General features: G+C 71.5%; 14 protein-coding genes. 8 read left to right on the forward strand and 6 right to left on the reverse strand.

Annotation, left to right across the window (positions count from 1 at the left end; genetic code table 11):
* Positions 1-106: 106 nt before the first annotated feature.
* Together AC5L30_RS20800 and AC5L30_RS20805 are read left to right on the forward strand one after the other, a co-directional pair.
* Entirely contained in the window at positions 107-826 is a 720-nt protein-coding gene (locus tag AC5L30_RS20800; RefSeq protein ID WP_494869228.1) for a polyamine aminopropyltransferase, read from the forward strand.
* A gap of 87 nt (positions 827-913) precedes the next feature.
* A complete protein-coding gene (locus tag AC5L30_RS20805) occupies positions 914-1090 on the forward strand; it encodes a hypothetical protein (protein WP_494869229.1) in 177 nt (58 codons plus the stop codon).
* Positions 1091-1099: 9 nt separating this feature from the next.
* Here the strand turns inward: AC5L30_RS20805 and AC5L30_RS20810 are convergent, their stop codons facing one another.
* Positions 1100-2902, reverse strand: coding sequence for an acyl-CoA dehydrogenase (locus AC5L30_RS20810; RefSeq protein ID WP_494869230.1), 1803 nt, complete (start codon positions 2900-2902; stop codon positions 1100-1102).
* A gap of 153 nt (positions 2903-3055) precedes the next feature.
* Between AC5L30_RS20810 and AC5L30_RS20815 the strand changes: the two genes are divergently transcribed.
* From AC5L30_RS20815 to AC5L30_RS20825, 3 genes are all read left to right on the forward strand, one after another.
* A complete protein-coding gene (locus tag AC5L30_RS20815) occupies positions 3056-3478 on the forward strand; it encodes an MmcQ/YjbR family DNA-binding protein (RefSeq protein WP_494869231.1) in 423 nt (140 codons plus the stop codon).
* A gap of 154 nt (positions 3479-3632) precedes the next feature.
* Complete coding sequence (locus tag AC5L30_RS20820) at positions 3633-4670, forward strand: SMP-30/gluconolactonase/LRE family protein (protein ID WP_494869232.1); 1038 nt, start codon at positions 3633-3635, stop codon at positions 4668-4670.
* Between the two features lie 114 nt (positions 4671-4784).
* On the forward strand, positions 4785-5480 hold the full coding sequence (locus AC5L30_RS20825) for an alpha/beta fold hydrolase (protein ID WP_494869233.1): 696 nt from the start codon (positions 4785-4787) through the stop codon (positions 5478-5480).
* 161 nt (positions 5481-5641) lie between these two features.
* Here the strand turns inward: AC5L30_RS20825 and AC5L30_RS20830 are convergent, their stop codons facing one another.
* The 3 genes from AC5L30_RS20830 to AC5L30_RS20840 all read right to left on the reverse strand — a co-directional run bounded on the left by AC5L30_RS20830 (position 5642) and on the right by AC5L30_RS20840 (position 9127).
* Entirely contained in the window at positions 5642-6892 is a 1251-nt protein-coding gene (locus tag AC5L30_RS20830; RefSeq protein WP_494869234.1) for an MFS transporter, read from the reverse strand.
* On the reverse strand, positions 6889-7485 hold the full coding sequence (locus AC5L30_RS20835; protein WP_494869235.1) for an ArsR/SmtB family transcription factor: 597 nt from the start codon (positions 7483-7485) through the stop codon (positions 6889-6891). Before AC5L30_RS20835 ends, AC5L30_RS20830 begins: the two co-directional genes overlap by 4 nt.
* 64 nt (positions 7486-7549) lie before the next feature.
* Positions 7550-9127, reverse strand: coding sequence for an LLM class flavin-dependent oxidoreductase (locus tag AC5L30_RS20840; RefSeq protein ID WP_494869236.1), 1578 nt, complete (start codon positions 9125-9127; stop codon positions 7550-7552).
* 114 nt (positions 9128-9241) lie between these two features.
* Between AC5L30_RS20840 and AC5L30_RS20845 the strand changes: the two genes are divergently transcribed.
* Positions 9242-9844 carry a MarR family winged helix-turn-helix transcriptional regulator gene (locus AC5L30_RS20845; protein ID WP_494869237.1) on the forward strand — a complete coding sequence of 201 codons (603 nt, stop codon included), beginning with the start codon at positions 9242-9244 and terminating at the stop codon, positions 9842-9844.
* A gap of 97 nt (positions 9845-9941) precedes the next feature.
* On the opposite strand, the gene AC5L30_RS20850 is transcribed toward AC5L30_RS20845, so the two are convergent.
* Together AC5L30_RS20850 and AC5L30_RS20855 are read right to left on the reverse strand one after the other, a co-directional pair.
* Positions 9942-11453, reverse strand: coding sequence for a CehA/McbA family metallohydrolase domain-containing protein (locus AC5L30_RS20850; protein WP_494869238.1), 1512 nt, complete (start codon positions 11451-11453; stop codon positions 9942-9944).
* A 236-nt stretch (positions 11454-11689) separates the two neighbouring features.
* Complete coding sequence (locus tag AC5L30_RS20855) at positions 11690-12352, reverse strand: hypothetical protein (protein ID WP_494869239.1); 663 nt, start codon at positions 12350-12352, stop codon at positions 11690-11692.
* Positions 12353-12774: 422 nt separating this feature from the next.
* Here AC5L30_RS20855 and AC5L30_RS20860 point away from each other — a divergent pair, with 422 nt between their 5' ends.
* Together AC5L30_RS20860 and AC5L30_RS20865 are read left to right on the forward strand one after the other, a co-directional pair.
* Positions 12775-13737 carry a helix-turn-helix transcriptional regulator gene (locus tag AC5L30_RS20860; protein ID WP_494869241.1) on the forward strand — a complete coding sequence of 321 codons (963 nt, stop codon included), beginning with the start codon at positions 12775-12777 and terminating at the stop codon, positions 13735-13737.
* A 58-nt stretch (positions 13738-13795) separates the two neighbouring features.
* Positions 13796-14422: a DUF6624 domain-containing protein gene (locus AC5L30_RS20865; RefSeq protein ID WP_494869242.1), complete on the forward strand. Its 627-nt coding sequence runs from the start codon at positions 13796-13798 to the stop codon at positions 14420-14422.

Genomic DNA, 14422 nt, shown 5'->3' on the forward strand with positions numbered 1-14422 from the left:
GGGCACAGGATATGCGCTGCGTCGATGTGGCGTGGACCCTGCGTGGCCACCCGTGGTGGGGCAACCGGTACCATCCGTGGACGAATCCGGCGGCGAGAGGGCACCCGTGGGCGCGCGTTTCGAAGAGCTGGCCTGGCGGGAGACTCCGATCGGCGCGATCAGCCTGCGCCGACGCCGGGACCCGGCACTCCAGGTCGAGGTGTACGAGGTCAAGCTCGACGACGAGTACCTGATGTCCAGCCTCTTCCCGGTCGCGGAGATCGAGCTGGCTCGGCTCGGTCTCGCCGAGGTGGCCGGTGACTCCCTCGACGTGGTGGTGGGCGGTCTCGGGTTGGGCTACACCGCCTGCGCGGCGCTGGGCGACCCCCGGGTGCGCTCACTGTTCGTGGTGGAGGCGATCGAGGACGTGATCGATTGGCACCGGCGAGGGCTGCTGCCGTTCGCGGCAGGGCTCGCCGAGGACCCGCGGACCCGGTTCGTGCAGGCCGACTTCTTCGCGGCGGTGGCGGGTGACACCGGTTTCGACACCGAGGTGCCCGGTCGGCGGTTCGACGCGGTGCTGCTCGACGTCGACCATTCCCCGCGCAACGTCCTGCACCCGAGCCACGCGGCGTTCTACCCGCCGGCCGGTCTGCGCCGGCTGGCCGCGCTGCTGCGCCCCGAGGGCGTCTTCGCGCTGTGGTCGGACGACCCGCCGGACGCCGAGTTCACCGCGGCGCTCGCCGAGGTGTTCGTGGACGTACGCGCGCACGTCGTGCCGTTCGCCAACCCGCTGACCGGTGGGGAGTCGGCCAACACCGTCTACGTGGCGCGCACTGGGGGCTGAGCTCGTCTCCATCGGCATGGTGTCGGCCGGACGGGGAAGGTGTAGCCGGCCGGCCGCACCAGGCGCGGCCGGTTACGGGAGGTCGACATGCATGCGCTGCTCTGGGTCGTCGGCGTGGTCGCCGGTGTGCTGATCCTGCTCGGGTTGCTCCTCGAGGCGGTCCGCTGGCTGATCATCATCGGTCTGATCGCGCTGGTGATCGTGATCGTCTGGGGCGTCGTCAAGGGACGGCAGGCGGTGCAGCACCAGAGCCGACGACGTTGACCCGTCCGGTCAGAACCAGTCCGGGCGCATGTCGAGGGTGGTCCGATCCCGGCTCTCCAGCAGGTCGAACTGCGGGCCGGTCCGGGGCAACTCGACGGTGAAGAAGTAGCGGGCGGCCTGCCGCTTGCCGGCGTGGAACGCGTCGCCGGCCCCCTCCGCCGGCAGCGCCAGCACCTGCTCCAACCACATCCACGCGATCACCACGTGCCCGACGGCCTCCAGGTAGGCGCTGGCGTTGGCCAGCGCGAGCACCTGGTCACCGTCGGCCCACAGTCGACGGGTGACCGTGGTGACCCGGTCCACCGCGGCGGCCAGCCGACCCGCCAGCTCGGCCGCCTCTCCCCCGACCTTGCGGGCCCGCTCGACCGTGTCACCGATCGTCGTGGTCAGCAGGGCGAGACCAGCACCGCCCTGCATGGTCATTTTGCGCCCCAGCAGATCCAGCGCCTGAATGCCGTGGGTGCCCTCGTGGATCGGGTTGAGCCGGTTGTCCCGGTAGTGCTGCTCCACGTCGTGGTCGCGGGTGTAACCGGCCCCGCCCAGCACCTGGATCGCCAGGTCGTTGGCGGCGAGGCACCACTGCGACGGCCAACTCTTGGTGATCGGGGTGAGCACGTCCAGCAGCAGGTGCGCGCGCTCGCGGTCGACCTCGGCCGGGGCGGTCTTCTGCTCGTCGAGCAGCCGCGCGCAGTAGAGCACCAGCGCCAGCGCCCCCTCCACGTAGCTCTTCTGAGCCAGCAGCATCCGTCGTACGTCAGGGTGGTCGATGATCGGCACCTGCGCGGCGGCCGGGTCCTTCGCGCCGACCGGCCGGCCCTGCGGCCTCTCCTTCGCGTACGCCAGGCTCTTGAGATAGCCGGTGTAACCCAGCGCGGTGGCGCCCGCCCCGACCCCGATCCGGGCCTCGTTCATCATGTGGAACATCTGCGCCAGACCCTGATGGGGCGCGCCGACCAGGTGGCCGACCGCCCCGGCGCGGCCGGCCGGGGTGTGCCCGCCGTCGCCGAAGCTGAGCAGGGTGTTGGTGGTGCCCCGGAACCCCATCTTGTGGTTGAGCCCGGCCAACACCACGTCGTTGCGCTCACCGAGTGACCCGTCCGGGCCGACCAGCACCTTGGGCACGATGAACAGCGAGATGCCCTTGACCCCGGGCGGCGCGCCGGGAATGCGGGCCAGCACCAGGTGGACGATGTTCTCGGCCAGCTCGTGGTCGCCGCCGGAGATCCACATCTTGGTGCCGAAGAGCCGGTACGTGCCGTCCGCCTGGGGCTCCGCACGGGTGGTGATGTCGGCCAGTGAGCTGCCGGCGTGCGGCTCGGACAGGCACATGGTGCCGAAGAACCGGCCGTCCAGCATGGGCCGGACGTAGGTGTCCACCTGCTCGGTGCTGCCGTGCGCCAGCAGCAGGTTGGCGTTGCCCAGGGTGAGGAACGGGTACGCCGAGGTGGCCACGTTGGCCGCCTGGAACCAGGTGAAGCAGGCCGCCGCGACGGCGTGCGGCAGTTGCAGGCCACCGACCGTGGCGTCCAGCCCGGCGGTGAGCAGGCCCGTCTCGGCGAAGCTGTCCAACGCCGCACGCACCTGCGGGATCAACCGCACCCGCTGCCCGTCGAAGGTGGGCTCGGCCAGGTCGGCTGCGCGGTTGTGCGGGGCGAACTGCTCGGTGGCCACCCGCTCGGCGAGGTCGAGGGCATCGTCGAAGGTCTCCCGGGAGTGCTCGGCGTAGCGGGGACGCTCGACGAGTTCGGACACCCGCAGCCACTCGTGCAGCAGGAAGTCGAGGTCACGGCGGGAGAGCAGGGTGGACGGCACGGCACTCCTCAGCGGGCACGGGGGCGGGTCGGGCCGGGGCGACGGCCCACTGTCGCCCCGCCCATCCTCGCGGATCGGCAGGGCGGGCACCACCGGCCCGGGCGGGGTGGGACGAGCGGAACGTGTCACACCGACCGGTTAGCGTCGTTGTCCGTGACCGCACCCGGAGACGTCCCGCCCGAGGTCCTCGACCGGCTGCGGCCGATCTGTCTCGGGCTGCCGGAGACCTACGAGGAGCCCGCCTGGGTGGGCACCCGCTGGCGGATTCGCAAGCGGACCATCGCCCACGTGCTCACCGTCGACCCCGATCGCCAGCCGGTCCACGCGCGGGCCGCCGCACTCGATCAGCCGGCCTGCCTGCTGACCTTCCGGTCGCCACTCGACGAGATCGCCGGGCTCCTCGCCACGGGGCACCCCTTCTACAAACCGGACTGGAGTCCGAACGTGATGGGCATGGTCCTGGACGGGGACACCGACTGGGAGGAGGTGGGTGAGTTGCTCACCGAGAGCTACTGCGTGATGGCCCCGAAGCGGCTCGCCGCCCAGGTCGGCCCCCCGGCACGGCCGATCGGCTGAGCGCCGAGGGCACCCTGCCGCCGGTTGGGCGCCGGCGGTGTCCTGCGACTGGCGGTTTCGGCCGGCACGCTCCGGGGATACCGCGCCGGATGGCCGTAGCCGTCGGTTACCGGCTGGAGCCGAGGACGCCACCGGGCGGGTGAGGAGCGGGCCGATGTCGTCGCTGCCCACCGAGGAGGATCACCGGTTGACGCCGGTGCTTCAGGAAGACCGGGTGTGCACGGGCGTGACCACAGTGCGGGGGCGGGTGTTCCTGAGCTACCCGTCGGCGGATCGGCCCGGCGCGCAGGTGGTCGAGGCGCTGCCGGACGGCCGGCGTGAGCCGTACCCCGATGCCGCGTGGAACCGCGCTGACCAGCCGCCGGACGGGGCGTTCGTGCACGTCAACGGGTTGCGCGCCGGCCCGGACGGCCGGTTGTGGATCGTCGACTCGGGTACGCCGCAGGTCGGCGGCGCACAGGTGCCGGGCGGCGCTCGGCTGATCGCGGTCGACCCGGATGGTGACCAGGTGGAGCGGGTCTACCACCTCGACGAGGCGGTGCACCCGGACAGCTACGTCGACGACGTCCGATTCAACGGCCGGGTGGCGTACTTCAGCGACGCCGGGGCGGCGGGCCTCATCGTGCTCGACCTCGACTCGGGCCGGCCGCGACGGGTGCTGGACGGGCATCCGAGCACGGCGGGCGGCCCGGTGGTAGCCGACGGTCGCGTGCTGCGTGACCCGGACGGTGCCGAGGTACGCCTGCACGTCGATCAGCTGGAGGTGTCGCCGGACGGCCGCTGGCTCTACTACCAACCGGCCTCCGGCGGGATGTCCCGGATCGCCACCCGCTGGTTGGACGACCCGTCGGCGTCCACAGACGAGCTGGCCCGGCGGGTCGAACGGTGGTGTGACACCCCCAGCACCGGCGGCACGGCCATCGACGCCACCGGCGCCATCTACCTCAGCGACCTGGACCGGCGGCGCGTCCTGGTCCTCGCACCCGACCGCAGCGTGCGGACGCTCGTCGCCGACCCCCGGCTGGCCTGGGTGGACGCGATGTGGCTCGACGCCGATGCCCGGCTCTGGATGCCGGCGGCCCAGCTACACCTGACCCCCGGGCTCAACGGCGGGCACTCGGCCGTCGACTACCCGGTCCAGATCTACCGGATGCCCGTCGAGATGGGGCCGCCCGCCCTGGACCACGCCTGAGGGCGGCGCCCGGCGGTCATCTGCTCTGCGTGTTGCCGGTGCTCGTCGCCGCCGAGGCCCGCCCCTGGTCCTGACGCGTCGGGGGTGTCGGAGGGTGCCGCTAGGGTCCCGCCCATGGCTGAATTCGTACTGGTGGCGGGGGCGTGGCTGGGATCGTCGGCATGGGACGAGGTGGTGGCACCACTTCGGGATGCCGGCCACGGCACCCACGCGTTGACCCTCTCCGGTCTCGCCGAGAAGCGGGGCGTGCCCGCCGGGCAGCAGACCCACGTGCAGGACATCGTCGACGCGATCGAGCGCCGCGACCTGCGCGACGTGGTGCTGGTCGGGCACAGTTACTCGGGCATTCCGGTGGGCCAGGCCGCCGAGCGGATCGGCGACCGGTTGAGCCGGGTGGTCTTCGTGGACTCCGAGGTTCCGGTCGACGGTGGGTCGTTCGCCTCTGGCTGGTGGCAGGGCCAGGCGGCCTTCGAGGCACAGCTCGCCGAGAACAACGGTTACTGGGCTCCGCTCGGCGCGGCCGACTTCGACGGTCAGGGTCTCACCGACGAGCAGATCGCCCGGCTGATCGAAAGCTCCACGCCGCACCCGGGTGCCACGCTGACCGAGCCGGCGGCGCTGAGCCGCCCACTGGGTGAGCTGCCGGCGACGTACGTCAAGTGCCTGCTCGACGGGCCTGAGCCCAATGACACGGTGGCGAAACTGCTGACCAGCGATCACTGGCGACTAGTCACCATGGACACCGGCCACTGGCCGATGTTCTCCCAGCCCGTCGAGCTGGCCCGGATCCTGTTGGCCGAGGCCGCCTGACCCGCGCCAGCGGGGTCAGCGCAGACCGAGCTGCTGACAGGGCAGCCGCACGGTCAGTCCAACGAGCGGTATACCTCAGTGGCATGTTTATGACTCAGAGGTATACCGCTCGTCCGGGTGGGTGCCGCCTACCGCGGCACGATCAAGCGCCGCCGCGGCCCTCAGGTCGCATCGAGGGTCTGGATGTGGCGCACCGGCGACGCGAGCAACCACAGCACGGCGAGCACGCCACCCAGGCCGGCGATGGCCAGAGTGGGTCGCAGCCCGATGGTGGTGCCCAACGCGCCACCGACCAGCGCGCCGAGCGGTCGGATGCCGTAGTTGACGGCGCTGTAGGCACCGGCCCGGCGTCCTCGCGCGTCGTCGGGTGTGACGGCGGTGAGGAGGGCGTTGAGGTTCACGTCCATCAGCATCACCCCGACGCTGGAGACCAGCTCGATGGCCGCCAGCATGGCCACCTTCGTCCAGGTGGGTCCGGTCACCAGCGCGGTCAGCGCCAGCGGCGCGGGGAAGAGCACCGCGCCGATCATGGCGGTACGGCCCAATCCGATGGCGCGGGAGATCCGTGGCGCGAGCGCCGCGCCCGCGAACCCGCCAAGCGCGCCGATCCCGAGGGCGATGCCGATCGCGCCGGCCGACAGGCCGAGGTCCCGGCTGGCGTAGAGCACCAGCAGGGCACCGGCGATGAAGGTGAAGAAGTTGACCGTGCTGGTGCAGCCGAGGGCGGCCCGCAGCACCGGGTGGCGCAGCACCAGCACGAGCCCTTCGCGGACCATGCCGAGAGTGGACGTTCGACGCGGCGGCGGAGGCGTCTCGGTCACCGGGATGCGGCCGAGCAGCAGCGCGGAGCCGAGGAACGACAGCGCGTCGACGAGGATCGCGACCGGCGCGCTGAGCGCCTGGACCAGCCCACCGCCAACGGCGGGGCCGGCGATGAAGGACAGCGACCGGCTCATGCTCAGCTTGCTGGTCGCGTCCACGTACGCCGATCGCGGCACCAGGGCGACGAAGAACGCCTGACGCGCCATGGCGAAGAGCACCGCTCCGAGGCCGGTGAGCAGTGCCACCAGGTAGAGCTGGGTGAGGGTGATCGCGTCGAACAGGTAGGCCACCGGCAGGCTGAGCAGCACCGCGGCGCGGACCAGGTCCGCGATGATCAGGAGTCGCCGCTTGTGGGTGCGCTGGTCGACCCAGGCACCCAGGAACAGGCCCAGCAGGTTGGGCAGCCAGATCAGCGCGGTGAGGACGCTGACCTGCACGGGGGTGGCGGTGAGCAGGGTGACGGCGATCAGCGGTAGGGCCAGTTCGCTGACCCGGTCGCCGAACTGGGAGACCGTCTCGCTGATCCAGAAGGTACGGAACCGCCGGTCGCGGTGCAGGGCCGGCGGGGGCACGGTGGCGGTGGCGGTCACGATGCGGCCGGGTCGTCGCCGGGCTCGGGCAGCAGGTAGCGCAGCATCCGGACGATCCGCGCGTCGGCCGGCGCCGTGTCGTCGTCCTTGCGCCGCACGTACGGGGCGAGCAGTTCCTCGATCGCGGCCTCCAGCTGTTGCAGCTCCTCGGGGGTGGCCACGAACCGGGTGTCGGCGACGCCGGCCACCCCGCGCCACTGCGCCTCCAGCCGGGGTTCGTCGTGCAGCAGCCACTGCTGCGGCGCCTCGGCGGCCCGGGCGAACATCTCGCCACGGAGCTGACGGCCGGCGGCCTGCCCTTCGGCATCGTCGGGCACCTCGAAGCGGAAGCCCCGGGCGGCCGCCTGCCACCAGCGCTCCCGCTTGCTGGCGGTGCCCTCCGCGTCTACGACCAGGCCGAACGTCGCGAGGTGCCGCAGGTGCCAGCTGACCACCGACGGTGTGGCGCCGACGTGCGGCGAGAGCCCGGTGGCGGTGGCCGGGCCGTGCCGCTGGAGGCGGTCGAGGATGGCCAGCCGTACCGGGTGTGCCAGCGCCCGCAGCGCCTGCGGCTCGGTGATCTCGAAATCCCCGTATGGATTCTTGAGAGACATGTTTCGAGAGTAACCTCTCAAATCCCGGTGGGGCAAACCCCGAGCCGTGGCGGTGCCGCGCTGATCAGGCGATGCCCAGCCGCGCCAGCGGCTCCACCAGTTCCCGCTCCTCGTAGCTGAGGTGCGACAGGAGGGCGTCGGTCAGCAGGTCCACCGCGGCCCGCAGCTCGGCGAGACCGTCCGGAGACCCGACGTACGCGACCAGGGCCCGGTCGACGCCCTCCAGCACGTCGTGGATGACGTGATGCTCCTGCTCGAGGCGGTCGACCACCGGGCCGAGCCGGGGGTCCCGCGCCCGCAACCGGGGGAAGAACGACTGGTCCTCGATCGTGTGGTGGGTGGTGACGATGCGGCAGTACGACTCGCAGTAGACGCCGAGCGTCCACCGGTTCTGCCGCATGGTCATCGTGTTGATGTGGGACCGGGCCGCGCCGGCGTCGATCTCGCCGGCCGCCACCTGCTCGATCAGGTCGTGAATCTGGGCCAGCTCGGCGCGCAGGCCGTCGTGGATCTGCACGAGGTGCGCCCCGGTGGCCTGCTCCTGAGGGGTGTAGGTGCGCTCCGGGTCGGGTGCGGGCCCGCTGGGTCGGGTGGACTCGTCCCACACCCGCTGCTCGCTTCGCCGTACCCCGTCGTCAGGCGTCGGCACCACGGCGAACGCGCCACCGGTCGCGGTGGCGCGGCTCGGCCGGACCGGCGGCGCGGCGGGCGCCGCCGGCTCCGGCTGCGCCGGCGTACGCTGCGGAACCCCGCCGTCACGCTCGGCGGCGACCAGCTCGCGGACGGCGGGGGCCACCTCGCCGGCGAACCGGCGCAGGTCGTCGGGGTCGTCGCTGCCGAGGATGAAGGTGCCGACGCCCTCCCCCAGTGCCAGCTCGGCCAGCTCCTCGGCCCACTGCTCGGCGGGCCCGTTCAGCGGGCCGCGCCCGACGGTTGAGAACTCGCCGGCGATGTTGAGCAGCCGACGCACGTCCTGCGGGGACCGGCCGGCCTGCTGCGCGGCCTCGTCGATGATCGCGTTGCCCTTGCTCAGGTCACCGGGCTGAAGGTAGCCCAGCGTGGGCAGCCAACCATCGGCCCGACGACCGGTGAGCTGGAGCATCCGGGGCTTGTACGCACCCAGCCAGATCGGCGCCGGGTGGGCCGGAGCGGGCCCACGCTTGGCGCCCACCACCCGGTAGAACTCGCCGTCGACCCGCACTCCACCGCGCGTCTCGACGTCCCAGAGTTGACGGATGACCTCGATGGCCTCCTCCAGCGCACGCACGCCCTGGCCCGGGGTCAGCCGCCGGCCGCCCATCGCCTCGATGGCATCCCAGAACGCCCCCGCTCCGAGGCCGAGGCTGACCCGGCCACCGCTGAGCAGGTCCAGGCTGGCCACACTGCGGGCGAGCACCGCCGGTGGGCGCAGTGGCAGGTTCGTCACGTTCGCCGCCAGGTGCACCCGGCTGGTGCGGGCCGCCACGAAGCTCAGCAGCGTCCAGGTGTCGAGGAACGCCGGCTGGTACGGGTGATCCTGGAAGGTGACCAGGTCCAGTCCGACCTGTTCGGCCAGTACGGCGACGCCGACCGTGCGGTCCGGATTGCCGGCGCTGGGCGTGACGAAGGATCCGAAGACCAGGTCGTGGCCGTAGTCGCTCATCTGCGAGCCTCCCCATTCCGCCGACGTCTCGGGCGATGCGTCGTGACCTTAACCTTATGTCACACAGAACATCTGCCGCCAGCAAGGTCTGTGTGACTGCGGTATCGTCGGGGGATGACGGGTGCCACTCACCGGCCGGACCGGCCCGATCCGCTCGACGACGACCTGGGCTGGATGCTCGGCATCGTCTTTCGCGGCTACGTCCGGGCGGCCGACCACGCGCTCACCGACTTTCCCGGTGGCCCGCGCGGCTACCAACTGCTCACCGCGGCGATCAACGGGCCGGCCCGAAACCAGGGCGCGATCGCCGAGGAGATCGGCATCGACCGCACCGTCCTCACGTACCTGATCGATGACCTGGAGCGGCCCGGGTTCGTTGCCCGTCGCGCGGACCCGGCCGACCGGCGCAACCGGCTGGTAGAGGTCACCGACGCCGGCCGTACCGCCTGGGAGCAGCGGCGGTTGGCACTGCGGCAGGTCGAGTCGCACCTGCTGGGGGCGCTCACGCCGACCGAGTCGGCGACGCTGCGGGCACTGCTGCAGAAGGTCGCCTGCTCGACCCAGGCGATGGACCCGCTGCGCGATCTCTGCGAGGTGGTGACGCAGGTGCAGGCCGATCCGGCGCCGGCGGCGCCCGCTGCCCGCCGGACCGGCGCGGCGGCGGTGCGAAGCGGCCGAACCGCCACCCCCCGAGCCAGCCGCCGCAGGCCCGGCTGACCTGCGGATACGGCAGGCAAGGCGGCCCGTCCGGCACCACCCGACGTCGTCGGTCGAGCGGTGCCGGACGGGTCCGCGATGTCACTACCGCGCCCGGTCAGCGCACGTGCACGAACACCGGGTTCGAGTAGAACCACAGGTCGTCCCACGGGCTCTCCAGCCCGTCGGCCAGCGGCTCAGCCTCGTCGGTGCTGGTGCCCCGCACCCGCGCGTAGGTGTCCGCCTCGACATTGCGCAGGGTGTGCCGGATGACGTAGCTGTCGCCGTGGCGACGCCAGTCCCGCGGGCCGAACCGGGCCACCACCGTGGTGGTGGGGTTGGTGTCGGCGTCCAGGCTGGCGCTCGGGCCGGTGATCTGGCCGACGATCAGGTCGACCCGGCGGACCTCGGGCCGGTCGCCGTTCGCGTTCACCCCACCCAGTGGGCGGAACGTGATCTCGATCTCGACATCGGTACGGCTACGACGGTTCACCGTGATCGTCTCGCCCACCTCGGCGGTCCTGCCCTGGGACGTGGCGGTGACGTCGAGGCTGCGGATCAGGTCACCGGTGGTGACCCAGATCCGGCCGTTGCGCAGACCGTCCATGATGTCGCCGTAGTCCTGGCGGGCGTGCACGTACGTCTTGCTGTACTCCCCCGGCCAGAAGTCGGAGCCGCCGCGGGTCCAGTGCACGTGCGAGTCCGAGGTCGCGGTGATCCACCAGCGCCGACCCTCGCCGAGCAGTGAGTCCCACAGGCCGCCGACCCGAGCGGTCATCTGGTCGAAGCCGCCGTAGGTGGGGTGGTTGCCGTACCCGCCCCGCTTGCCACCGTTGAGCGGGGCGGCCTGGTGCCCGGGCGCGCCCTCGAAGCCGATGTAGACATCCGGCGCGGCGTTGTTGCCGTTGCGAAACTCGCGCGGGGTGTCCTGACCGTAGACGCCCAGACCGGGCGCCGAACGGGACGCGTGGTGGGCGATCACCAGCGGCTTGTGCGGCATTCCCCGGGCGACCTTGAGGAACTCCACCATCCTGGCCTCAGTGTCACGGGCCGGGTCGGTGGGGAACGCGTCGTACTTGGCGAACCGGCTCTCCAGCTCGAAGAGCTGCTTCGCCTCGTCGTCGTGGCGTGGAATCATCAGCGTGTGGTGGTCCAGCGAGGGCGCGTCGAACTCCATACCCCAGAACTGGAGCACCTCGGGGACCAGCTTGCGGGACCGCAGCAGGTCGGGGTACGCCTGCTCGATGTTCACCTTCGAGTGGGTCGGTCCACCGTGGTCGGTGCACATCGCCCAGGTCAGACCGAAGTTCTTCGCCATGATGGCGTTGGTGACGATCGGGTAGACCGCGTCCGCGCCCTTGTGGAAGACGATCGGGGACTTCGTGGTGTCGAACTCGCCGCTGTACTCGGAGTGGATGTGGTGGTCGCCCGCGCGCCACACCCGGTGGGTGGAGTTACCCCGGTCGGTCTTGTCGTCGTCACCCGGCCGGCGGTCCTCGTCGGCCCACGCCGCTCCGGCACCGACCAGTGGGCTTGCCGCTGCCAGCGTCGCGCCGACGCCCGCGTACTTGACCAGCTTGCGCCGGGACAGCTGCGCGTGCTCGGTCTCTTCGGGATGCTTGTCTCTCACCTGAGAGCCTCTCCTCGATCAAGCGAATGCTCTTTCGATCAAGGAGCCTCGAAGAGGGCGGTGAACACCCGCCGTACGCAGCGGGTGCTCACGATGAACACCCTGCTCCGACCTGCGCGCAGCGCCGCGCAGGGCAGCATCGGGTCACCCCACGACCGCGCGGGGTGTCGAGTCGGGACCGGCGTCGACCGACCGGGTCAGGGCGCCGGACGGCCGGTGGGCCGCCGACGGCCGGGTCAGATCCGGGCCCGGGGCAGCCAGCCCAGGAATCGGAGCCGGACCCGAGGCAGCGGCAGCGTGGGCAGATCCTGGGCGGCGGCGACGAGGCAGGAGCCGAGATAGACCGCGAGGGAGGCGCGTGCTCCACCGAACTCGGCGAGCAGTTGGCTCTGCTTGGTGGCGCAGGGCCACTCGCGGCCGCATCCGGTGCAGGTCCAACTCGGTGGGTTGGGCAGGTGCTCCGGCAGCTTGGCGCGGCGGTACCGACCGACGACGCTGTTGTCCGAGCGCACGTCGCGCCGCCGCACGGCGGGGCCCTCGTTGCGGTGGGCTACCGGACGGGCGCCGGGCAGGTAGCGTCCGACGGTGCCGAAGAGCGCCCCCACGCGGATCAGGGCGTCCGGTCCGACGTGCCGGGTCAGCAACGCGGTCATCAGGTAGTGCCCCAGCAGGTCGAAGGCGTCACGGTTCAGACCCAGGCCACGGCAGAGGTCGACGAAGTCCGGCGTGGTCAGTGGCACCCGGTCGTCGAGTGCGCGGCGCAGCACCTCACGCAGCCCACCCCCGAGCCTCTCCAGCGCGTCACCCTCGCCCAGACCCAGGCTGTCCTCGTCCGCCACCCGGGCCAGCGCCTCGGCGACGGCCAGCCGAACGACGCGGTCAGGATCAGTACTGTCCAACGCTTCCCCCCTCCGTAAGCCGGCGTCCCGGCAGTGGACCGGTCGTCCTCCGACGAATCATGAACAAGATTTCGCTGTCGGCCGCGAGGGTGGCTAGGACAGCAGACGTAGAACCATTCGGTGCGTTAGCCGAAAAACGAAGTCGAGCTGCCGACACATCCCAGTGATTCACCGGACGGCACGTCGGTGATTGTCGTATGGTGACATTCCCATCTGCAGATATTGCGTACCTGAAGTCCTCAATGGTCAGACCAGATCCGACGCCTCAACCGGTCGCTGCCGTCCCGCTCGCGACGCTCCACCTCACCGCACCGCCGGCCAGCGACGTGCCGGGTCACCGCCGAGCACCCCGGCACGTTCCGATCCTGCCGTCGGCACCCGTTCCACCACCCGGCGGCACCTCCACCGGACGGAGACAGCGGATGACGTCATCGCCAGTGCAGACCCACCGGTTCGACAGCCGTGACCCGGCGGCCATCCAGGAATTCCTGTCCGCCACGTACGACCCGAAACTGCGTATCCAGAGCAGGAACGGATACCGGCTCACCCACCACCGGGTCGACACCGGCCCCTTCGCCATCGCGACCACCCGCCAGAGCAGCCACCTGGAAATCGGGGCCAGCGCCCTCAGCGGGCTGGTCATCGGTCGCACCCGCACCGCGCGCGTCGATCGTTCCTGCGCCGGGTCGGCTCACCGCTTCGGCCCCGGCGAGGTGTTCCTCGTCACCAGGCCGGAGGAGCCGTGCGTCGTCCGCTGGCATCCCGGTGAGGTGGAACTCTGCGTCCTGGACCTGTCGGTGCTGGCGCAGGTGGCCACCACCGCGCCGGCCCGCCGGCCCGGTCGGATCGAGTTCACCGAACTGGGTGCCGCCAGTACGGCCCTCGCCCGGCAGTGGCGCAACACCACCAACTTCGTGCGCGACGTGGTGTTGAACAGCCCGGCCGCCGGGGCGCAATCACTGGTGATCGGCAACGCCGCCCGGATGCTGGCCGCGGCGGCGCTCACGGTCTTCCCCAACACCGCCGTCACCGAACCGACCACCGCGGATCGAAACGACGCCACCACCGCCACGCTGCGACGGGCGATCGCGTTTCTGGAGGAGCACGCCGACCGGGACATCAGCGCGGCCGACATCGCCGGCGCCGCCGGGGTCTCCCTCCGGGCGGTGCAACTCGCCTTCCGCCGTCATCTCGGCACCACTCCGATGGCCTATCTGCGTCGGATCCGGCTCGTTCGGGCACACCACGACCTGGTACGCGCCGACCCGCGCCAGGAGACGGTCTCGGCGATCGCCAGTCGGTGGGGGTTCGCCAGCCACAGCAGGTTCACCGCGCGATACCACGCCAGCTACGGTGTGCCGCCACGCGAGACGCTGAACACCTGAGACCCGGCCCCGGTCCGCGTCTTGTGGGGGTGGCCACGACCCGACCACAATCGGCGACGTGAAGCTCCCGTCGCCGATCACGGTGCCGCTGGTGGCACTGCTGGCCCTCGCCGCCTGTGGCACCTCGTCCAGGTCGACCGGTGACCCACCGAGCAGCGCGCCGCCGGCAGCTTTGGGCACCCCCTCCCCCGCCTCCTTCGACAAGGCGCTGCACGACGAGTTGATCGCGATGCTGAAGCGCGACCAGGCCGACCGCGAGGGCACGCCGCAGAGTGACTCCGACCAGGCCCGCACCGTCCGGTTGAAGGAAATCATCCGTAGCCACGGTTGGCCGACCTTCGCCCTCGTGGGCGAGGACGGCGGCAACGCCGCCTGGGCGATCGCCCAGCACTCCGACCAGGATCCGAGCTTTCAACAGGAGGCACTGGGCCTGTTGCGGACGGCGGTGGCCGCCCGCCAGGCCTCGCCGGGCAACCTGGCCTACCTGGAGGACCGGGTCGCGGCGGGCAAGGGCGAGCCCCAGGTGTACGGCACACAGATCCGCTGCGGACCGGACGGCCCCGTCCCGGCGACTCCGATCAGGGACGAGCCGGGTGTCGAGCGGCGCCGGGCCGAGGCCGGACTGCCGACGCTGGCCAGTTACCTGGCTGAGATGACCACGATCTGCGCGCAGGACACCAACTAG

This window comes from Micromonospora sp. BQ32, assembly GCF_059358895.1.